Origin of the sequence: Paenibacillus sp. FSL R7-0128, from assembly GCF_038002245.1 — a bacterium.
GTDB lineage: Bacteria > Bacillota > Bacilli > Paenibacillales > Paenibacillaceae > Paenibacillus_AQ > Paenibacillus_AQ silagei.
Map to the genome: position 1 here is coordinate 7065988 of NZ_JBBOCD010000001.1, position 20354 is coordinate 7086341.

At 47.6% G+C, this 20354-nt stretch carries 18 protein-coding genes and 1 tRNA gene; all 19 read right to left on the reverse strand.

Annotation, left to right across the window (positions count from 1 at the left end):
* Positions 1-49: 49 nt before the first annotated feature.
* Positions 50-4864 (reverse strand): hypothetical protein, encoded by a 4815-nt coding sequence (locus NST26_RS30155; RefSeq protein WP_340980516.1) that lies wholly within the window; start codon positions 4862-4864, stop codon positions 50-52.
* 11 nt (positions 4865-4875) lie between these two features.
* Positions 4876-5322 carry a glucosaminidase domain-containing protein gene (locus tag NST26_RS30160; RefSeq protein ID WP_445323349.1) on the reverse strand — a complete coding sequence of 149 codons (447 nt, stop codon included), beginning with the start codon at positions 5320-5322 and terminating at the stop codon, positions 4876-4878.
* Complete coding sequence (locus NST26_RS30165; protein ID WP_340980517.1) at positions 5289-6953, reverse strand: hypothetical protein; 1665 nt, start codon at positions 6951-6953, stop codon at positions 5289-5291. The genes NST26_RS30160 and NST26_RS30165 overlap by 34 nt, the downstream gene beginning before the upstream one ends.
* Positions 6954-7041: 88 nt before the next feature.
* Entirely contained in the window at positions 7042-7323 is a 282-nt protein-coding gene (locus NST26_RS30170; RefSeq protein ID WP_340980518.1) for a hypothetical protein, read from the reverse strand.
* Positions 7324-7337: 14 nt separating this feature from the next.
* Positions 7338-9155, reverse strand: a complete 1818-nt coding sequence (locus NST26_RS30175; protein WP_340980519.1) for a glycosyl hydrolase family 28-related protein — start codon at positions 9153-9155, stop codon at positions 7338-7340.
* A 1-nt stretch (position 9156) separates the two neighbouring features.
* Positions 9157-10467 (reverse strand): hypothetical protein, encoded by a 1311-nt coding sequence (locus tag NST26_RS30180; RefSeq protein ID WP_340980520.1) that lies wholly within the window; start codon positions 10465-10467, stop codon positions 9157-9159.
* A gap of 297 nt (positions 10468-10764) precedes the next feature.
* Complete coding sequence (locus NST26_RS30185; protein ID WP_340980521.1) at positions 10765-11421, reverse strand: hypothetical protein; 657 nt, start codon at positions 11419-11421, stop codon at positions 10765-10767.
* A complete protein-coding gene (locus NST26_RS30190; RefSeq protein WP_340980522.1) occupies positions 11418-12005 on the reverse strand; it encodes a phage adaptor protein in 588 nt (195 codons plus the stop codon). Before NST26_RS30190 ends, NST26_RS30185 begins: the two co-directional genes overlap by 4 nt.
* On the reverse strand, positions 12005-12412 hold the full coding sequence (locus tag NST26_RS30195; RefSeq protein WP_340980523.1) for a 2,3-dihydroxybenzoate--AMP ligase: 408 nt from the start codon (positions 12410-12412) through the stop codon (positions 12005-12007). Before NST26_RS30195 ends, NST26_RS30190 begins: the two co-directional genes overlap by 1 nt.
* 42 nt (positions 12413-12454) lie before the next feature.
* Complete coding sequence (locus tag NST26_RS30200) at positions 12455-13639, reverse strand: phage major capsid protein (protein ID WP_340980524.1); 1185 nt, start codon at positions 13637-13639, stop codon at positions 12455-12457.
* 14 nt (positions 13640-13653) lie between these two features.
* On the reverse strand, positions 13654-14421 hold the full coding sequence (locus tag NST26_RS30205) for a hypothetical protein (protein ID WP_340980525.1): 768 nt from the start codon (positions 14419-14421) through the stop codon (positions 13654-13656).
* A gap of 94 nt (positions 14422-14515) precedes the next feature.
* Positions 14516-16645, reverse strand: coding sequence for a portal protein (locus NST26_RS30210; RefSeq protein WP_340980526.1), 2130 nt, complete (start codon positions 16643-16645; stop codon positions 14516-14518).
* Between the two features lie 27 nt (positions 16646-16672).
* The gene (locus NST26_RS30215; protein WP_340980527.1) at positions 16673-16894 is read right to left on the reverse strand and encodes a hypothetical protein; all 222 of its coding nucleotides are present in this window, start codon (positions 16892-16894) and stop codon (positions 16673-16675) included.
* Positions 16894-17124, reverse strand: a complete 231-nt coding sequence (locus NST26_RS30220; RefSeq protein WP_340980528.1) for a hypothetical protein — start codon at positions 17122-17124, stop codon at positions 16894-16896. Before NST26_RS30220 ends, NST26_RS30215 begins: the two co-directional genes overlap by 1 nt.
* A 5-nt stretch (positions 17125-17129) precedes the next feature.
* On the reverse strand, positions 17130-18479 hold the full coding sequence (locus NST26_RS30225; RefSeq protein ID WP_340980529.1) for a PBSX family phage terminase large subunit: 1350 nt from the start codon (positions 18477-18479) through the stop codon (positions 17130-17132).
* The gene (locus NST26_RS30230; protein ID WP_340980530.1) at positions 18457-18885 is read right to left on the reverse strand and encodes a transposase; all 429 of its coding nucleotides are present in this window, start codon (positions 18883-18885) and stop codon (positions 18457-18459) included. Before NST26_RS30230 ends, NST26_RS30225 begins: the two co-directional genes overlap by 23 nt.
* Before the next feature lie 540 nt (positions 18886-19425).
* Positions 19426-19496 (reverse strand) — tRNA-Trp (locus tag NST26_RS30235).
* Between the two features lie 192 nt (positions 19497-19688).
* Positions 19689-20126, reverse strand: coding sequence for a sigma factor-like helix-turn-helix DNA-binding protein (locus NST26_RS30240; protein WP_340980531.1), 438 nt, complete (start codon positions 20124-20126; stop codon positions 19689-19691).
* Complete coding sequence (locus NST26_RS30245) at positions 20104-20343, reverse strand: hypothetical protein (protein WP_340980532.1); 240 nt, start codon at positions 20341-20343, stop codon at positions 20104-20106. Before NST26_RS30245 ends, NST26_RS30240 begins: the two co-directional genes overlap by 23 nt.
* Between the last annotated feature and the right edge of the window lie 11 nt (positions 20344-20354).

The following is a 20354-nucleotide window of genomic DNA, read 5'->3' on the forward strand; positions in this document are numbered from 1 at the left end:
GTCCAGCGCCCACGCGGTTAGGCCGTCTTGGAATTCGGTTTCGTCAAAGTCAATCGAATAGCTCATCTTTAACCTCTTCTCTGAATTCTTCTCTTACCTCCTCATATATCTCTTTAATCTGTTCAATCATTTCTTGATCGGTCCCGCCTTCAATTTCAATAATACGTTTAGTAATTTCGCCCCCCATATCTTCCTGAAGCTTCTCATAACGTTTCTGCGGAATATTGATGGTTTCACCGTCTTGTGTGACACTTTTGAATGGAGCAGCCGGAGCAATGGACTGATCTCCAGTTCGTACAATCAAATCAGCAATAAATTCAGCGGCAGTGCTATAGTTTGCAACTTCTGATTTATACGGATTAAGATGCTGACCGGCGAATCCTTCCGAGTATCTTTTTGTATTGCCTAAAGTGTCTTTACTTGGAGGTAATGTTTTAGATAGACCCGGTATACGCGACTTGTAATATGTCGATATATCGCTTTTAATCCCTTCGTTGTACGTTGTTTTACGCTGAATAGGATCTTGTCTTCGTGCTTCTTGTGCGAGTGCTGAAGGGCTGAAAGACTTAATGTACGATTCTACAATGCGCACAACCACATTTGCTGACTTGTCGCCCTGTGAACCGGTATACTGCGGCTGGAATGTGTCTTGAACACCTTTAAGTGAAGTCATACCAAACAGGGAGTTATAAGATTCTTTACTGGCTCCCAATGTCTTATTTAGCACATTTCCTTTTGCATCTTGATACCCCGCGCCCATGGCTAACGGGAAGGCCAATGGCTGCAACTTGTTATAATCAAACTGTTTATCGCCTTTTTGATACTTGGCTGCTTTTTCTGCGGCTTCGGCACCTTCTCCGTCAAGAAGCGCGGTCATGTATCGTTTGGTGGCAGATGTATTAAACCTATATTTTGCGCGGCCGGCTTGTTCATTAATACTGTTTACATCTTTGTTGCCGGTGTCGTTCGCCCCGGTAATGATTCCTATCCGCGCCAAGTAGAATCCCAATGCGCTCATGCCTACACCCGTGATGCCCATGGACAAAGACCGTATTGCTTCATACTGGGAAGCCTTAGAAGCACTGGACAATTGGATCAGTCCTTTGACAATCCCTCCTGGGGATGCCGTGACTGCCGTAGAAGCGATATTAAGTGGAGTACGGACAAATGGTACAATCGCCGTCACGACAGGTTTTACAGGCTTTGGAGCAGCATTCAGCCAATTAGCTGTTTTTCCCCCCAAGGAATCTGAACGCTGGAAGGTGGTGGATTTCCCTCTGAGATCAGCGCGTTCAACCGCTTCAATCGGAGGATCATTGATGAACTTTCTCACATAATTTTCAATTGCCTTCTTATCAGAGCGTTTGATTCCGTTATTGATGGCATCCAGATACGCTGCTTTTCTTAACTCTGCTTGATACACAGCGCCATATGTGGCATAGTCAGCACCCTTTGCAACTGCACCTAATGAACGCTCTAAGAGAGAAGGGATGACCGTCAATGGATTTTTAAGACTTTTAAATGCTAGTCCGCGAATCTCATGTACGTTTTGAATACCAGCAGGATTAACACCAATAGCTCCTGCCTTTCCGCCAATTTTTGCATGTTTATAGTATTCAGCTATGAATCGTAAAGGGTTTGTTCCGTACAATGTAGCGTTTCTAGGTGTCTTAAGTGTGGCGTGCATGCCAATGTCAATCATGGTATGCAGCACGTTAACCGTGGCGTGATACGATGCCATGAGTGGACCGGAAATAGCATTGATTGACTGTGTGGCATCATTTAAAAGCATCGAGATGTAACGCAAGGCTTGCACTTTGTTCCACGGTGTTGATTTCTCATAGTTGTTCAGAATCTTTTGCATCGCCATGTCTGCCTTGATTTTGTCAGTCCCTTGAAGTTCAGTCAGGCTCTTGGACAGTTTGCGTAGCGATTCAATATCCCCCGGCGTAACCTGCGGGTTAGCAGCGACATATTTTTCCACAATGCGTTCTTGCTGGTTCATCGAAGACTTACCAGTGATCCGTTTAAAGGCGTTGTCGGCCTTGATAAAGTCACCCTCAATAGATCCCTTGGTGACGCTGCCTACAAGTTCCTGCGCCTTCTCAAACACCTGTCGGGCAATAGGGCGAATATCCTCACCGAATAGCTTCACAAGGTCCTCTGCGTAGGTCTCAGCCTTGATGATTCCCTTACCTACCTTCGCTGCAATTAGAATAGAGTAATCGATCCATTCGTCTACTGGCAGGGAGTTGAGGCGACCACGGCGTTTATTAATACGCGCCTGCGCTGCGGCTTCTTGCGCTTCCAAAAACGACACTACTTTGTCACGTTTGCGCGTATCCTTCAGTTCTTTCGGCAACTTATCTTTTACAGGTGATTTCTTTTTCAAACCAGCTTTTTCCCTTGCAACGTCCATCATCTCTTCAATTTTGATCATATCTTCTTTGGTTGCTGCTCCTTTTTCAAGGCGGTTAAACGCATCCGATAATTCATTCTCGCGTAACCCTGCACCGTCAGCATCTAAATATTTTGATGCCTCTTGTTTGAACTCTACGCTGTCCGCGACTATAACTTCCATCTTGTTCGCTTTTGCTTTACGAATGAGGTTTTGGAGTTGCCCTTCTGGACTCATGCGCTTGATTAAAGAACCGGCTTGGGACGTTTGACCAGCTTTGGTGAGGTCTGAAGTCACTTTATCTAGCGCAGCTAATGCTCTGCCGAATAACGCTTCTTTTAGGTCTGGATCATTTGTGGCGTTGGCTAATTTGTCCAGTTCTTGGGATACCCTGTATCCGGTAGCAATTCCTTCTTTACCTTCATATTTGTTAGCCATGAACCTGGATTCAGCCATTTCAAGGTTCCTCACGTTATTGTTAGCGAGTCGGTTCGCTTCTTCATCTTTAAATATGGTGTAAACTTTGTTGTTTGAATTTTCGACTTTAGCTTTTAATCCAGAAGAAATATTGCCGCTTTGTTCGATTGTTTTATAGTTGGCCCGGATCCCCGGCGTTTTCTTTTCGGGAGCCGAAGAGAGTTTGGATACTTTCTTCACTTCTGTGACAATCGTTTTCTTTGCCGCAGGTTCTACTTTCACCTTCGCTTTAACCTCTGGCGCTGGTTCAACCTTCGTCTTAATAGGTTCAACCGCTGATTTCAATGGTTTTACATAGCTTGACTTCTCGGGAGTGGCCTCCGGGAATAATTTACTCTGGTCAAAATCTTTGCTCATTGCAAAATCTATATCTTCCTGTGTCAAGGTTTGTTTGGTGTTTACTTTATTTAGGATCTCTTGCTCGCGAGTTAATGTGTTGGTTCTTAACTTGCCTTCTGATACTGTACCAGCAGTACCTTTTCTGCCCAATACTTGCGTTGGTGCTGCGGCATCAGCAAACACTTGCGGCGCTGAACTCTTAACGGGATTGCCTACACCTGCCACTTCACGCATTTCTTGATTGGCCCGTGCTGATCCTACCATGCCTTTCTGCGGAACAGTGGTACGTTTCGGATACGCCAGATCAATCAGTTCATTGAGGCTCGGGTCCGTGCGGTCGGCCATTTGGGACCAAAGGTTTTCAAGCTCAATATCTTCTCTGCCGGGACTAAACGAACGTTTCTGAGCTTCAGCAATGAGGTTTTCAAACTTTTGTCGATATACATTAGTGCGTTGTTCAATCCGCGCTGTCGTGGCCGTGCTGCGTCCAGGTGGCAGGGCCAGCAGTTCAGGTGATTGCGGCAGCGCTAAAGGATTGGTTTCAGGCAGGTTTGTCTTGATTTCGTTTTGCCGTACAACCTCTGCTTGCGGCGTATTCACTGCCTCTAAGGTTTCTGCTACTTCGCTGTCAGAACGTCCGGCCTTCTTCATAACTTTTCCAAGCGCTGTTGTGAATCCTTCACTGACGATGGAACCGGCATAACCAAGACCTAATCCTGCACCCAATCCGATTTGTGCATTATTAATGACTTCTTGATTGCTATCCTGCCCGTTGATTAATCCTGCTGCTACATTTTGGAGTGGTCCTGCAAGGGTTTCACCAACGGTTCCCGCTGCTACTCTTCCTGCTATCTCCGAGCTTCCTTTAGGGATTAACCCCCTGTTAATTAAGGAATTAGCGGCATAGTTAACATATTTCTGACCAATACCAGTATTAAGAACCTTGTTAGCCGCCTCATAAGGGGCCATATTGGGTCCAGAACCGACCGGCGCACCTGTGGGAGTGATGAATGGTGTAACAAAGTCGTTAATGGCATCAGTAACCTTGTCAATTACAGGGAACTTTGTTGTGTCTCTTCGTGTCGCACCTGAATTTCCAGCGAAAGCCCGAGAAACTGCAACCCCTGCGGGATTACCCTGTGTGATGTAGTTCATGATGTTGGCATAGGCTTTGACTGCGTCCGGCACGTTGTCGTCTGCAATTTCCTTCTTATTGATCTCGTATTGCGAGATTCCCGGGATATCTGAAGCATTTGCCGGTCCGCGTCCAGTCTGTTGTACCAAGTTTGCAGCAGGGACTTTATCTTTGAGCGTGGACTGTATGCCCTGGCCGGTTTGGATAAGGTTTGCAGCAGGCAGTTTGTCCTGGAATGCGGATGGCTGAGTTTTCTGCGCCTGTGCTGCTTTGAAATCTACGGCATATGGTTCCTTTTGTGCTGCCGGCTGTTGGGAGGGCTTCATCACACCGGACAGCGTATCTTTCAGCACTTGATTTGTGACACTGGATTTCTGCTGCTGTTCAGGTGTTTTCACTTCTCCACGCAGTTCTTTCTTTCTCCGTTCAATGAAAGAGGAGGCACTCTCTGTGCCCCCTCCGTTTTTTTCGCGTAATTCTCTTTTACGTTTCTCTACAAACGATTCGACTACCATTTCGTGCCTCCTCACTTGGAAAACTTGTTGTAATACGTGGTTACGCCCTTAACCCAGTAATCATTGAGTCCGTTCGGATCGTTCGCCGCACCGTTTGGCGCATATTTCTTCTGGATCTGTTCGATGGTTGTCAATCCCTTGTCGATGTAATTACGCTTAAGATTGGAGGCCATCTTTTCTATCCCCTCTTCAATGCTGTCGAAGGTCATAAGTCCGTTCTTGCCCATCATGCCACCTACGTTATTCTTGGTTTTTACCGCGTTGCTGGTTCCGTTTCCTGTCTCATGGACAGCAATAGCAGCCAACAAAGCAGGATCAATTCCGTACTTCGCACCAACAGAAGCGAATATATCACCGGTATTTTTAAGTGACCCACCCAGTGATGTGTTGAGTTTAGCCCCACTAGCCGTAGCCGAGGGGCTAATTACTCCCCCTTTGAGGGTACCGCCCCGCCCCATGTCAGGCCGTTTGCACGGTAGGCACGGTACATTTCATATTCAGACATATCAGAGTTTACAATATACTCTTCTACCACATCAGGATTTTTTAATGCGCCGGTCTTTGTATCCCTCACTGCCAATTTCTCAATATTGGACTGGTAGTCTTCATATGTTTTCCCCGCTGCCTTGGCTTCGGTCTCCTGCAGTTTTTGCAATTCGGCTTCTGCGGTCAGTACCTTTAACTGATCCAGCCTAGCATCAGCATCCGATTGATAAGGAATTTTCCCGATTTCAGCCACACTTTTACGTAATTCTTCTAGCTTCAGTTTCGCCGACTCAGAATAGTTAGATGCGTCAATACTCTTCATTGCCAAATCCAGCGCAGCTGCTTGATTCGTGGTGCTGTTCGGGTCTGTCAACTGCGTCAGTTGGTAGGCCGCAGCATCATTGCTGATCTTACCCGACTGCACTTGCTGCTGTAGCTGCTTGATTTGTAGTTGTGAAGTCTCTGGATAGTTAGCAAGGTCGATCTGTGCAATCTGGTTTGCAATTGCCTGTGATTGGTTGTTAAGCAGTTGTCCTGCGGTAGAGGCTGCATTTGCTGCTCCCTGCATGGTTTGTTGTCCGTTCAGTACTCCAGTTAAACCAGCAACTTGGAGGTTATACTGCTTCTCAGCGCTTTCCAACTCTGCGGCCTTACTTTCAATGTAGTTACCCGATTGATTGCGGAAGGCATTAGCTTGAGCGTATGCGGCTCCCGTAGCGTCTGTAAGCGCCTCTTGGGTGTAATGGTCCTCTATTGTGTTATTGCGTTCATTTTGAGCCGCTTGGTAACCTGTAGATCCGTCCCATGCTGTAGGAGCGTTATTACGGTAAAATGATGCCGTCTCCAGTTGGCGGTTATCTTGCTCTATGTTATTCGCATATTCATAGCGGCGGTTCAGCTCGGTTTCCTGTGACTGTGCTGCGGCCATCATTGCAGCCAGTTCACGCTCATACGCTGCGGTTGCGAGGGAACGGTAATCCTTCGGAACCACCTCTTCTATTGGTGTCTCCGCTGATGTCTCTGCGGTGGATGTAGGCGACTTTGCTCCCATGCCATTGATGTAACTGCGGAGTTGATCCGCGCTCATACCCTTGACCATTGCGGCGGTGTTCGGGTCCAGTTGGGCATATAAAGGGTTGGCCTGTGAGGCGACATAATTTTTATTGGACGCATTGTAATTGTCCTTCAGATACAAAATGTCATTCAGCGTCTTACCTCCCTGGGCCACATAGTTCGTTGTAGGCACTGAAGTTTTAGGCGTTGTCATTGCTGTAGCCTGTGGTACTGCCGCAGACGCGACATTTGATTGTGGTACAGTTAAAGAAGAAACCGCAGCTTTAGGGGCAGCAGCAGGGGTATACAAAGCATTTTTGGTTGATGTCACTGGTGCAGTGGCTTTCGCATTTTCTACACGCTGCGGCGCTTGAGCTACCGTTGATTTAGGTGCGGCAGATGGTACAGGCGCTGTTACCTTCTGCACCGCTGGTGTGGCTGCCTTATAGGCTGCGTTATTTGCTGCGTTTCCTGTATTGGTTAAGGGGACACCCGCTGACGCCTTACGTTGAATCTCCGCTTGCATTTGTGATGGGGTTAATACTGCCATGACAACACCTCCTTTGTACTAAAAAAGGCCCCTAAAGTTATTTAGGTAGCCTTGTATTGGTATTTGATTGTTGCGCAGTAGGGTCCTACTATTCAAGTACGTCAACGGCACTTTCAAACTCCGGCAGCGTCTTGAGATGCTCATAACCCTGTTTAATGAAGTTCTCTGAACCCTCATCAATTGAAGGCGAAAAATAATAAGCTTGTTGGCGAATAAGCTGCTTTCCCTCTTTGAAAGAGTCGCGACTTACATAGGAGTCCAGATGAAACATTAGATTTTCCTTATTTCCCATCAGTTCCCCGATACGGTGATAAGCATCCTCTACGGTGATTCCGCTGTCCAATTCGATATTAATCTGCAATGCCATCATGAACCCTCCCTATATTAATGATGCCATACGTCCACGTACCATCCACGGGCTGCGGGATCTATGGTAGCCGCCGTAATATTTCCAAGGCGAATGGTCACGGTATTTACTGCACTCACCCAAGCGCCTCCATAAACAAGTCCCGCCTCAATTGTCGTATTAGGTGACGCAAATACCGTATCTCCGATTGCCGCACCGTTTACAGTGATTGTAACTTCCCCGGTCGATTGTGCCGCGATAGGGGCAAAGTCCCGGCTTCCAAGTGACCAGTAATGGGCCTTGATGATACTGCCTGCTCCAATTCTTAACTGCATCACTTCGCGTGTAATGACCCCGCCATTCTCGTGAGCGTCGCGAATAGATATCGGAGTAGCAGAAGTTCCTGTTAAGGCTTCGGTTAAGGCGCGGTCTGTGGCGTTTTGATATCTGCGCCAGACCCCACTAATTGTATTGTCCGTAGTCACCATCTCTTTAAAGGATAGTGGAGTTTTTACGTAGAAAGGATAATCAGTCTGCTGTCCATCGCTCCCGATAATGAGATTACTTGCGGACCCGTTGTTAATATAGCCATCGAATACGATGCCCTGCCGTGATCCAAAAGCAAGATTTTGTCTTGTTCCAGCATCGAATATGAATTCACCAGACGTATTTGCTTCACAATATGGGGCAAAAAATTTGTTACCTCTGGCCCCAGTGTATAATCTTACACCACAGCCCCCGTTAACTTGACAGCATACACCGTAAAACGAATTGTCTATAGTGTTGCCTAAAGCAATCCCATCTCCGCCATTCCCGCGTGCATCCAAGCCTACCAATACCCCTGCGTTTGTGTCAGGCAGCCCAGCCGGTCCGTGATGCACATACACCGCATGTCTGGTATTGGCAAGAGAGATAAGGTTTGTTACTCTCCAAAGATTAGTATTAGAGCCGATGTCGTCGCCGATACGCAGACCGTCGCGTCCTAGATTGGTTACTGATACTGAGTCCACAACACATCTACTTGCGGACAACACTATGCCGTCTCCGCTATCACTGTTACTACCTGCAATCTGCATGTTTTTTATCATTGAACCGGGTTTTTTGAAAGTGATGGCGTCAAAATTTCCGTCTTTCAAAATACATGATGGTGCGTAGTTAACTGCGCCCTCGTTGGTGGTGTATCCCTTTCCTAGTAGACACACTCGCTTTATAAATACCAGGCCCTGCAATATTTTGAAAACGCCATCCGGGACCAGGATATTCCCCCCGGAATCAGGTAATGCGTCATGTGCGGCCATAATCGCTTGGTAGTTATCTGTGACACCATCTCCCACAGCTCCGAACGATTTAATGTTTAGCGTAATATCCGCCAACTGTTCATCAATTTGATTCAACCTTACGTTGATCGTAGCATCAGATATTGGGTTTAAGATAGTTGGATCAATCTCATTAGCACCAACAACTCCTGGTAGGATCATTCTGCGGCTCACTGATCCATTTGCCATTTTACCTTCTGTTATTGTGAAGTTTGCTATTTTGGCTGCCGTAACTACTAATTCTGCAAGCTTGGTCAGAGTAATTGAACCGTCTGCAAGTTTATCTGCAGTAATGGACAACGCTGCATACTTTGGATTTGTGATTGCATTATTTCGGATATGTCGGGTAACAATCGTTTGGTCTGGAATCAACAACTCACCCGAAATTGGGTTAATGAAGTTAGAGAACAATGCAAAGTTATCGTTGATAGCCTGCACAATGTCCTGCAAGGCCGGGTCGATAACACCTGATTGAATCGTATTACCAGGCGTTGTTGTGGCGTAATACGCGTTCAGGTTCGTTGTAGGTACGTTTCCCATGTTAACCTCCTATACCCGATGCCGTTCCTTCCACTCTGTAGCGGAGGATTTCAATCGGTTCGTCTCTGTCGTTGCTGAAGATAATCTGTGCATATTTGGCTTTTTTGTGAAGCTTTTTGCGCTTGACTTGGTTGATATTGTCCGTGTAATTCAGGTTAGCGTATTGGGCTTCATCGTAGGCCGACACATCATATACGCCGATTTCGTTGAATATCGCCTTGTCCAGCAACAATGCGCCCGCACCGTACACAAACTTGATGTCCAGCGAGGACTTGATGGTGTACATGGCTGATTCAACCTGCATGTAGTGAAAATATGATGATTCACCGGTGAACTCCGCACTCAGCAGTCCTGTGGCAATGTAGAATTTCACTGTGGTTCCTGACGACTTAGCTACTTGGTCCCAGTCTGTGTACAGTGTCTCGTCCAGTTTGTGCAGCAGGCCCGTGGTATTGCCGAAATACATCGCCCCGGCAAACTCCGTCAGTGACTTTGTGGACCATGGCAAGCGCCACAGGTACCACTCTTGATTTTGCACATCGTAGTTGAAGATGTAATGCGTAGATCCCCGGTCAATCGCCAGTTTCAATCGGCCGCTCAAAGAGTCGAACACCACCACCGCAGCAGATTTTTCAGCATCCGTGAACCCAAATTTATTAAAGTCAATTTTGTTGTCCATCAGGTTCCGTGTGCTGTACTGCCGTGTGCCGGACGTTTCCACGTTGTCAATGCCTGTATCGTATATTTCATTCATGCCGTTGTCAGAGAGGTAGGCGACCGTCTGCTGGCCTGTAGGATAGGTGATCTTTGCGAACCCTCGGGAGGATATGTTTCCGTTATTGGTGTTGAGATACAGATTAGCTTTAAACGGAACATCAGTTGACACGCCATCGTCAAACGTTTCCCCAGATATCACGCCCCACCCCCTGCGCATAGGCAGCAAACATAACCCGCCGAAGTCAATCCCTGGTCCGGTTACATAGTCGTTGTCTCGTATAAACCGGAAGTATTGTACATCCCCCGGGAAGTAGTCGTAATGATATCGCTTGGAGTACCACACCAAGTCTGTACCATCTGACACAAACACATGGCCCGTAAATACCCACACATACTTCAATCCGCGGGCATTAATCGTTGACAGTTTATTCACCGGAAGTGGCGGAGTATCGTCCACAGCAGGAACCACGTTTTTAACCTCCGTGCCGGTGTATTGCTGCAAGCTGCCTCCACTCGTCAGTAAGAGGTTTGATACATCTGCATAGTCGGTATACCCTACGCCAAACACATCGGAAGAGGTAAATGCGTTCGTCATTGTCTGAGCCGTCAGTGCCCCCGCAGAGTACTTGTACAATGTACTCCCCGATACAGCGAACAGGTCAGGCGCTACGCTCGATGCTGTGGATTTGTAGGGTATGAGGTAGGTTAATGGTCCACCTAATGCCGAAGTCGTTACAGGTACGCTACCAGGGCGCTTGCCGATGGTGTTCACGGACTTAAGGCAAGCATCCAATGCTAACCGCTGTGACCCGGCAGGAAGTTGTCCCGGGTTCAGCGCTGAGTTCATTCCAAGGGATGGCGTGATTTCAATTGCGAATGGGGTTTCCATGGTTTAACCTCCAAAAGCAACATCTACTGTGTTGATTGACGGTACATAACCGCCGCTTGATGTGCCTCTTCCATCAATATTGGCCTGTACTGCAATCTTCAGATGCGTTTGAGACAAATTCATGTAGTGCATGACCAAATCTTTAGCCGTTGGGCGGCTCTCCAAGATTAACCCGGCCACATAATAGCAGAGTCCCATCGAACCAGCATCCGGGAACTGTACGGGACTTGTGAGCGCCGCCACCGGTGCAGGATAGGCCAAGTATTGCAGTATGTGGTTGCCCGCAGGCAATGGATTTGTCACAAGCGCGAAGCCCTTGATATGAATTGGCGTATTTGTCGCTTCTCTCCACCATCCCCGGGTATCTGCGAAGGATACTCTCTTTTGCATATCTCGTCCGTTCGGGTCAAGGATGCGAAGTGGAGAGTAGATATCTGAAATGTCCGTCCCGCCGATTTGGAACACCGCATAGTCGTCAGAGGAAATATACAACGCATCGGAGTTTTTTTGCTGATAGGCAATGTGCGCAAGCTTTCTCAGCGCTTGATTCATAAACTGGAAGATGTACGCATTCTGTACGTTCTCTTCGTCTCCGATTTCCTCCAGATAAGATTGCGCGAGTTGCTTGATAGTTGACACTAAATCAGACGCATAGATCACCAGTGCACCACCGTTCTGCCTGTGCTGGATTTGTTTTTACGCTGCATGTCCATGATGAAGTTCGTTTTTCCTTCTTCCCAGCGCTTCAAGTACCGGTCTGATAAGGTTTTGTCTTGAATATTCAGCGTTGGCAAGAGAAGTATCATCCCGGCTGCGTAGAAGTGAAGCAAATCATGATATTGTGGATCAATCTCCGGTACGTCTGCGTCATTCACAAGCGTTGTGGCATATTTGTAATAGTAATGTGTCAGTAGACGGTCTTCCTGCGGTGAAGGTTTGAGTATGATATTTCCATTCTCGATGGAATAACCGAATTGGTTTGAAGTCAGATCAAGTAGCGGATAGGTCGTGATGCAGTAATTTGGCGGCTGATACAGCAGTTCACCGGGTGACTTGAAGTTACTTGGTAGCGCATATGTATCTGTACCGTTTAGTACGGATATGGTCTGCACTCCCCGGAGCCTTGCACCTTCCACTAATTGATTTTGCGCATCATTCATCAGATCATCCATGTGGTAAGAGTCGGTGTACATTCCACTGGTGGATCGGAAGATTCTGGCCCGTATTTCAACAAGTGACGGCATTACACACCTCCTACATACTTGGTCGCTCCGCTTTCCCGGTTGTAGTCATACGCATTGACAAACGCTTCACGTGCTTCTTTGGCAAAGTCTTCAGCTAGATCGTTCGTTTTACGTTCAAGTTCACGTTTACGGGCAGATTCGTTAGCTTCAATTTCCGCAATCGCAGAGTATCCTTCTTTAGCTACGCGCCGAATCTCACGGTAAACCCGTTGATCAAGCGTTTCAAATCCGATTTGCGGTATTTTCATCACAGCTGTTTCGGTCATTGTGTCCATAATCAGCCATGAATTGTCCTTTGGTCTCCACATAATGTATAATTCCGGGTCAAATTCTTGTAGTTGCTGCTCAATTCCGTTCACATCGTTGATAAAAACCCGTTGATATCCTGCAAAATAGTGTCTGTTCATGCTTCCTCCTATAAAGAAAGGGGGCATATAGCCCCCAATGTATTAGTAACCGGTTGGAACGGTGATATCTGTCAGCGCGCCATATGCATTACGGGCGAAGCAGACCATTGTGTAGTACCAGAATGCAGTTGCTTCGTATGCGGCCACGTTAGGAACGCGGGAGAACATCGAACCATCCTCATCCAGCCAATCCAGTTCAGACGTTTGATACCAGCCCAGGTCGTCAAAGTTACCAGCCCATACGGTTTTAGAAGGCATATCGCGGTCAACAACCATCGGCATACCGTCAAATTCAAGCGCAGTATAACCACCTTCAAGTTCCATCGGCTTCACATAGCGTTTGTTCACGGTCAGCAGTGCTTCATACGCTGCACGCACGCCGTAATCAGCTGCCAGCCAGTCCACCTTTTTACCAGATGCAAGGTCAACGTAATCAACCAACTGTCTCAGCAGGGCATCAGAGATAGCACGCGGTGTGCCGCCATTTGCCAATACTGTTGCTTTCCACCATGGATATGTCGCTACATCCAGCGTTTGGAGCGTTGTGGTTGCGGAGATAATACCTCCAAGGCCCATAGGGTCCAGTCCATAAGTGCCGGTTACCACCGCGATGTCTGTGGCTGCTGTGGTCACTGCTGCTCCAGAGATTGTGATGGTCTTAGCTACCGGGTCAATTGAGTTTACCGTGCGGCCTGTGACCGTTGGAGTGCCACCAGAGTTGACGATATCAATGATCTGTCCGAAGTGGAAACCGCGAACACTGTCAACGGTCAGCGTGTTCACCGAAGTGTTTACTGCGAATGTTGCCAACCGGCCCGTTCCGTTACCGAATGTAGCACGCTGTACATAGCGCTGAAGGTCCTTGGTCAAACCCTGTACCTCTGCTGTCATTTCCTTCAGGTAGGTGGCAGAGTCCTTTTTGGTCGCCTGGATCAGTGCATTTGTGACTTGTAAGCGTCCATACACATAACCCACATTACCTGTGGATTTCTTGTACTGCTGGTTACCGGCTGTAGGCAGTGTGCCTGATTCTGTACCAGCACCTACGCCGGAGTTACGGCCGTAGTGGTGGGAGATGGAGAAGTTGTTACCGCCACCTTGTACTGTCTCAGCCTTTTGAATCAGTTTCATGGCGAAATAGTTTGAACCGTTATTTACTTGCTCCCGGATCTTTGGAAGGTAGTCCGTTTTTAGTGCGTCTGCAATTGTGGTTAAATTAGCTGCCATTTGTCATATCCCCTTTAGGTTTGTTGGTTTGCGGCCATTCGTGCCGCCACTCGTTTATTAATGTCGTTCCAGCCCATCTTGCTGGTATCCTCAACCACAACACCGGGAGTTCCTGCGCCTTCTACCTTTGGAGCCGATTTGCTTTGCAGATACTCTTTCACTGCGGATTCTTTCGCAGTCTTAAGTTCAGCCTCTAGCTTTTCAGCTCTCATAGCTTTATAGGCAAGGTTTAAACTCTTTTCGATATTGGTTGGGTCATACGTCAATTCATTTTCGATCATGAATTTGTTCAGCTCTTCGGCATTGTGGTCCTTGCCTTCAGTAAACTTGGTCAGTGTGTCGAAGTATGTCCGGGTTTGCTGCTCCTGCTGCTGAAGTTGCTCCAGTTGATCAGCTTTTGCAGCCTTCTGTTCCAGCGTTTCCAGGCGTTTCTGCATTTCGGGAGAGATTTGGTTGTCTTCTGCCCGGGACTGAAGCTTGCTCATTTCAATTTGTTCCTTGAGTGTGAGCGCGTCCAATCCGTTTTGTTCTTGCAAGAATTGGCTTAGCTCTTTATGAGTGTCATAATCCTTGTATTTCTCGTTAACCTCCGCATCCCATTTGCTACGTTCAGCAGCAAGGCGCTTCGCAAAGGCCTTTTCGAAGTTGTTTTGTTTCTCGGGTTCGGCGGCAACCTCTTCATTAGCGCCCGATTCGGATTCAATAACAGCTTCAGGTGTTTCGGTCACCTCGGCGGCAGGTGTTTCTTCTACGCCCGATTGTTCAATGATTTCTTCATCCATGGTAGTACCCCTCTCTGTGCGGCGACCACAGCTAGTTAACGCCCGACATAATGTAAAGATAGATTAGGCCGCGCACTGGTCTGTACGCGGCCCGTTATTGCCTCATTCCAGCCGTTTGTAAGGCTGTCTGAGCTTTCATTTGTTCGCTCTGCATCTTAGATTGGTTATCCATCGACTTCAGCTCTACGGCTCTGCCATGCTGTTCTGTGGCTTCTTTGCTCTTGCCTTCTTGTTCCTGCTGAACCGCAGCTTGTTCGGCTTGCTGCTGGGCAATGATTGGGGCTTGTAAGTAATCGATGTGTTCTTGCACATGAGCATCAACAAATGCTTGCATTTCCGGTGGTAATTCCTCGTATTCTGAGGACTTTCGGAACATATTGTGGTTGTAAATATGGATATCATGGTCGTAGAAATCCCGGACAATTGGCGCTCCAGGAATAGCAGGTGGTTTAGGAATAGCCTCTGGATTAATCCCGGCCATTTGAGCCTGTTGAATAAGTGCTTGATACTGCTGCTGATCGTTGGTGTATTGCATGACCTCCATAACCATCTGCTCGTTCTCAGCCATTTCAGCGAATATCTTGTTTTCCATCTTCGATTTGTTCTCGTCCAGTTGGTTTTGTTCAAAGAGTTCGTTCGCATCCCCCAGCCCCATGAGTTTGAGGAAGGCATTTGCGTCCGGCGTGCCCTCTTTATTGACGATTGCCCCTGCGCCCCATAGTGACATGATCCGGTCCTGCTGGGCTGACTTCATCTCTGGTAGGGACGATCCTTGCACAATGTTGATATCTTCTTCACCACTGAGATCTGAACCCGTGAATGACACAAGTTCAATCTGATTATCCGGTCCTAAGATCCGGCCCATACGTTCCTCGGTGTAATGCTTCTTCATCAGCTTCAGAACACGCTTGAGAACCTTCTTCATGCCGCGCTCATAGTTTTGAGAGTTGACCGCAAGCTTCTCATTCTCTTGCTCGACCATCAAGGACAGGCCAGAAGCTGTATCAAGCCCTGCTGGTAGTCTTCCGGTGGTGATTTCACGTGCGCCACTCATGTCGTCAATCAGACGGTTGTAGTACTCAATAAGCCGATCAAACCCATTCGGGATTTCTGCACCTGGAATGCGTTCTGGCTTTCCTCCGGCTGTAGCGTTGTAATGGATAATTCCACTGATTTCATCGTTTAGTTCTTCTTCATCCACATTCGAGCCTAATGGTATAGCCCATTTGGTACCGCCCATCTTCTTCATGTTGGTAGCAAACATCGTCAGTGAAATGTTCAGACTTCGCTGAATCGGAAGCATATTCTCGATGAATGATTTATACTTCACTGTGCCTGGGATAGGAATGTCCCCGAACAGGACGTATGGCAAATCTCCGGCCTTTTCGTCCTTGTCTAAGAACTCAGCGCGGGTTGTGGTAATCTTTAATCCGCCCGGGTACTTCTTGCAGGGTTTCATCCATAACTCCCGCACCATTGCCATGCGTTTGTTCTTACGTGAAGCAAAGTCGCCGCCTAAGTTGCCCAAGTTATTGTTCGTGATATCAAAGGATGGCGCGTATGTAACGGTGTCGTCTGGCGAAACCTCTTTACCATACGTTTCCTTGATGTAATCAACGTCTCGCGGCTTCTCTTCCACGATCCAGCGTATTTCATCTTCCGTGGTGGCTGCGGGGTCAATGTACAAGGTGAGAGGATTACAGATACGCATCTTGATTTCACCTGTGTGGATGGGCTTCTGATCATCCTCGTAACCCGGATCTTCCTCGCCGGGCGTGATATCTTCACCTGCTTCAGCATCGAAGAACACTTTAGCAGCGCACCATCCATCTACGTTTCCGTATAGGAATGAATCACGCGTCTTCAGGTCGACTTCTTGCTCATCCCACCACACATGCAGGAACTTGGTCGCGGCCTTGGCTGTCTCTGCCCGGTCTTCATCGTTCGTGTCTGGCACAACATCGTATTTGATGCGGTTCTTCGTCTGTTTGGCAAGCTTAGTCATTACCCGTGGCTGAATCACGTTATGAGTAATGCGCTCCTGTCCATCCTGCGGCAAGGATCTCACTGAACGTGCTGTATTGTCCCAGCCAATCCATTGATTGGATACATAGTAATTCAGGTTGATGATCATCTGCTTTCGGTTGGCGTAATCTTCACCAGTCTTCAGTAGCTCATCAACTTTGCTGACCCATTCGGATTCAGTCATTTTACCGTCTTCCAAGGTTTCACCCCCTTTCATGATGCCGGATTAAGCTTCCTTCCTTGGCCTGCCGCCCTTGTTCTTTGGCTTATCCTCGGTCAGCGATGTCAGGGTGATTTCGTACCCTTCTACCTTCACTTCATCAATCTTTACGGGCAAATAAGAAAAGCGCGGATCAATGTCTCCCGCGCTTTCTCTCATACTCTCTTCACTGTCTGCCACTCCGTATTCCGTGGTGTTACCCACGCTCAGTGTATATAATTTGTCCATTACACTACCTCCAGGGTTACAACCTCTTTGGGCTGCTCATTTTGGGCCTTGATGATCTTGGCCTCTTGGTGCTTCAAGTGATCGAAGGATGGGGCTTGTATGCGGTCTATGAGCTTCTGTCGCTCCTCGTACCACTGCTGTCGTTCTTTATCAAACGAATCACTGCGCTCTTTGTCGTAGTGCATGTAGAACGCCGTAATCGTTATGCAGGTGCATCCCAATATGATCATGCTTATCATACAGCCGTCATTCCCTTCTTCTTTTTGCCGATGCTCTTGATGTTACGTCTGGCTCTCGCTTCCATGCTGGTGTCCAGATCAGGCTTATCAGGTGTGCGGTCGCGGAAATCAAGCGCTTCATCGTTCATCATGTATCGCACAGCGTCAATACTGTGGTTGTTCTTGTCGGGGTAACCAGCCTTGTAGTTGCCATTAGCATCCCGTTCCAGTTCGTATGTCAAGAACTCTCTGGCTGTATCGGGGCAACGTTTGTCATCAATGATGATGGCTTCAAGGCTCTGAAGGAACTGGACACCGTATTCAATGCTCCCCGGCCCTTTCTTTACGCCCACGACTCTTAATCCATACTGAATCAGCTGGCTGATGCTTCGCGGCTCTGCGGAGTCCGCATATATCATTTCATTGCGCGTGTTCTCTTTCCTGATATGCTCATATGCCGGTAGCAGATCCATACGCACCTTGAACAGCTCATGATAGATGTACAACCGCTTGCGTTTGGCATCGTAATGCCCGGCCACATATGCAAGTGGGTCAGCGGCATAACCGAAGTCTAATCCTCGCTTAAAGTTGGTGAACTCTTCAATCTCTCCGTCCCCAATCTCTCGTATCTGCACATTATCGAATACCTCACCGCCTGTACCCACGACTTCACCAAGATATTCATGCTGGTAGGCCAGTGGCTTCGTCTCTTTCAAGTGTTCAGCCTCAATGATGAACTGCTCACCCAGCCACTCTCTCGACACGCTGAGATAGTTTGTATGGCTCACAAGCCTATCAATACGTGTATACTTCTTCTCGGTGTTCACCCAGCTGTTAGCGGACCGTGGAGGGTTGTAAGAGTAGAACACAGTGAACTTCTTACCACCGCGCATTAACGACTGGTTGATCATGCGGATCTCTTCCATGTCCGTGAACTCGTCTAGCTCTTCAAACCAGATGAACTTACAATATCCCCGGCTGAACTTCATGGACTTTATCTTTTTGGGCTTATCAGCACCCCGGAAGCGAATCTCTTGTCCGGTCGGAAGGTAGGTCAGAGATAGTTTCGCTTCAGGCATGTCCCAATACTGACCCACACCTAACGATTCTATCGCCCATATGAGCTGATCCTTTACCGAATCATTTAGCGTATCCTTAACCTTCCGCAGCACTACGGCGTTTGCTTCTGGATCGCTCATAATCCCAAGTATGAGGAATACACTAATTGCGGATGATTTGGTACTACCACGTCCACCAGACAACCAGTAGTGCGTGTGTTTTCCGTCTACCACATCCCAGTACACATCGTAGAAGGATGGAGCGATAACATTCGTTAGCTTGGTGCTACTTTGGCCTAGGGATGTCATTTATGATCTGCACCCCCACATCTCCACTGTGTTCGAGTTCTTGCTTATCCCGCCATTCTTTAGGCTTGCGGTTCTTCAACCAGAAGATCAACGCTGTCGTATTAGGATGGGCCATCTTTGTAGACCGTTCAAATCCATCCTCTGTTTCTTTCGTCTCTTCGTACTGATATCCAAGCGCCGCCTTAAGCAAGGCGTTCTCGACCATGATGTCAATGACTTCCTTGCCCTTTTTTAAGGCATCAACCAATTCAGGATACTGTTTCTTATATTCGCACCATGATGTTGTATTCACATCAAGGTTTGCGCATATCTGAGCCTCCGTTAACCCATCTCTGCACCACGCTTCAATAAGCAGGAGTTTAGGCTGCACGTGTGAATCATATTTGCTTGGTCTGCCTCCTGCCATTGTGTTCACCTCCCTCTAATCACTTATTTACGATATAACACCCGTAATTTTGGAGACTTACTATTCCTGTAACAACGTAATTGCGTAGGTTATTCTCTATCCTTTGGCTCGATTGTAGTAATTACTAGTAGATTATCTTCTACACAGCAGTCATCAATCTCGTGTCCACTGTATTCCGTGCCCTTCAAGAGCGCATTAATTACCTGATCCCACGTGAACTGGTGCTTCATCTATCTCACCACCTCGATCACTATAGTCATCATAATGATAAATACCAATGTCAAATACCTGTCTGAATGCCTCATTGCGGCCTCGCTTCGCTTAGTATTTCGGTCGTCTCGATGGCGCTACGCGCAAATGCAAAAGAGAGCAACGGCATTATGCCATCACTCTCCACTAGTGCTGGGTACACCGGAGCCAGCGCGGACGTTTCCACTTTGTCTTCCTCTCCCCGGTTACGTTCTGGGAGCCGTGTATGCAAACCATCCCTAACATCGAAGTGTGCGCATTAGCGCGTTATGGATGGGTGTTGCTGGTGTACACCGAAGGATGGAATCGAACCACCAGTCACGGTTTTGGAGACCGTTGGTTTACCATTAACCGACTTCGATAAAATGTAGCGCCAGCCTAAGCCAGCGCCAAGGGAAGGAGTGAATCATCCAAGTGAGATGAAAGTGACAAGAAACAGAGTGGGCGGCGACTGCGCAAGTAGCTATCTGCCGCCCATGCCCATGTTTCTTATACTACTATTTTAGCATTTCGTATGGGTAATTTGTGGGCAATAATGGGGAAGAAATGGGTAATTACGCCGAAGGCTTGAGGTCTTCAAACATGTGGTCCAGGTTGTTGATCTCCATGTAATCCTGACTGATCGGCAGCAGCGCTTTGCATAAGCTGTTGATTGCCTTTTTGTGCTGCGTGGATACCGTCTTGCGATCCTTGTGAAGCTTATCCGCAATCTCGCCAAGGTTTAGTCGGTTGCGCTCCATGTACTTGTCTCTGATGATCGACCGTTGTTCGTCACTCAATACAAAGTCTACAGCTGATTCCAGCAGACCGACAACACGTGTGTATCTTTCCCGGTCATACCATGTGTTGTAGTTACTGATGTACATAGGCTTTCTTTCTGCGTACACGTTGCGATTGGTATATCTTGCTTCTTGCTCTCCCCCAAGATTCATCAACGCGAATTTGTATGAGCGATAATCTGCCAGCAGTTTAATTACCGTGTTGTTGTCCATGTTCTCCCTCCTTCAGTGGTTCTGTCGTAATAAACGCTACTTCCCTGAATCCCTCTATGCGCCTGTACGTTTCACTTATCCATCCCAATGATTTGATGGTTGAGCGATTGATCGACCACCCTTGCCGTTCCTCGTCATAGTAGATAAGCACATGCTCATTCTTGCATATGACTAGCATGGACTCTTCTGGTTTCATGCTGCTGTGCTTGATGATCATGTGCTCACCTC

Excerpts from the sequence above, each read along its gene's own strand:
- NST26_RS30225 (WP_340980529.1), bottom strand. The coding sequence starts at position 18,479 with ATGACATCCCTAGGCCAAAGTAGCACCAAGCTAACGAATGTTATCGCT.
- NST26_RS30170 (WP_340980518.1), bottom strand. The coding sequence starts at position 7,323 with ATGATGGCATTGCAGATTAATATCGAATTGGACAGCGGAATCACCGTA.
- NST26_RS30230 (WP_340980530.1), bottom strand. The coding sequence starts at position 18,885 with ATGGCAGGAGGCAGACCAAGCAAATATGATTCACACGTGCAGCCTAAA.
- NST26_RS30195 (WP_340980523.1), bottom strand. The coding sequence starts at position 12,412 with ATGAACAGACACTATTTTGCAGGATATCAACGGGTTTTTATCAACGAT.
- NST26_RS30240 (WP_340980531.1), bottom strand. The coding sequence starts at position 20,126 with ATGGACAACAACACGGTAATTAAACTGCTGGCAGATTATCGCTCATAC.
- NST26_RS30245 (WP_340980532.1), bottom strand. The coding sequence starts at position 20,343 with ATGATCATCAAGCACAGCAGCATGAAACCAGAAGAGTCCATGCTAGTC.
- NST26_RS30205 (WP_340980525.1), bottom strand. The coding sequence starts at position 14,421 with ATGGATGAAGAAATCATTGAACAATCGGGCGTAGAAGAAACACCTGCC.
- NST26_RS30180 (WP_340980520.1), bottom strand. The coding sequence starts at position 10,467 with ATGACGAACGCATTTACCTCTTCCGATGTGTTTGGCGTAGGGTATACC.
- NST26_RS30175 (WP_340980519.1), bottom strand. The coding sequence starts at position 9,155 with ATGGGAAACGTACCTACAACGAACCTGAACGCGTATTACGCCACAACA.
- NST26_RS30165 (WP_340980517.1), bottom strand. The coding sequence starts at position 6,953 with ATGGCAGTATTAACCCCATCACAAATGCAAGCGGAGATTCAACGTAAG.
- NST26_RS30190 (WP_340980522.1), bottom strand. The coding sequence starts at position 12,005 with ATGCCGTCACTTGTTGAAATACGGGCCAGAATCTTCCGATCCACCAGT.
- NST26_RS30160 (WP_445323349.1), bottom strand. The coding sequence starts at position 5,322 with ATGGGGCGGGGCGGTACCCTCAAAGGGGGAGTAATTAGCCCCTCGGCT.
- NST26_RS30220 (WP_340980528.1), bottom strand. The coding sequence starts at position 17,124 with ATGATCATATTGGGATGCACCTGCATAACGATTACGGCGTTCTACATG.
- NST26_RS30215 (WP_340980527.1), bottom strand. The coding sequence starts at position 16,894 with ATGGACAAATTATATACACTGAGCGTGGGTAACACCACGGAATACGGA.
- NST26_RS30200 (WP_340980524.1), bottom strand. The coding sequence starts at position 13,639 with ATGGCAGCTAATTTAACCACAATTGCAGACGCACTAAAAACGGACTAC.
- NST26_RS30155 (WP_340980516.1), bottom strand. The coding sequence starts at position 4,864 with ATGGTAGTCGAATCGTTTGTAGAGAAACGTAAAAGAGAATTACGCGAA.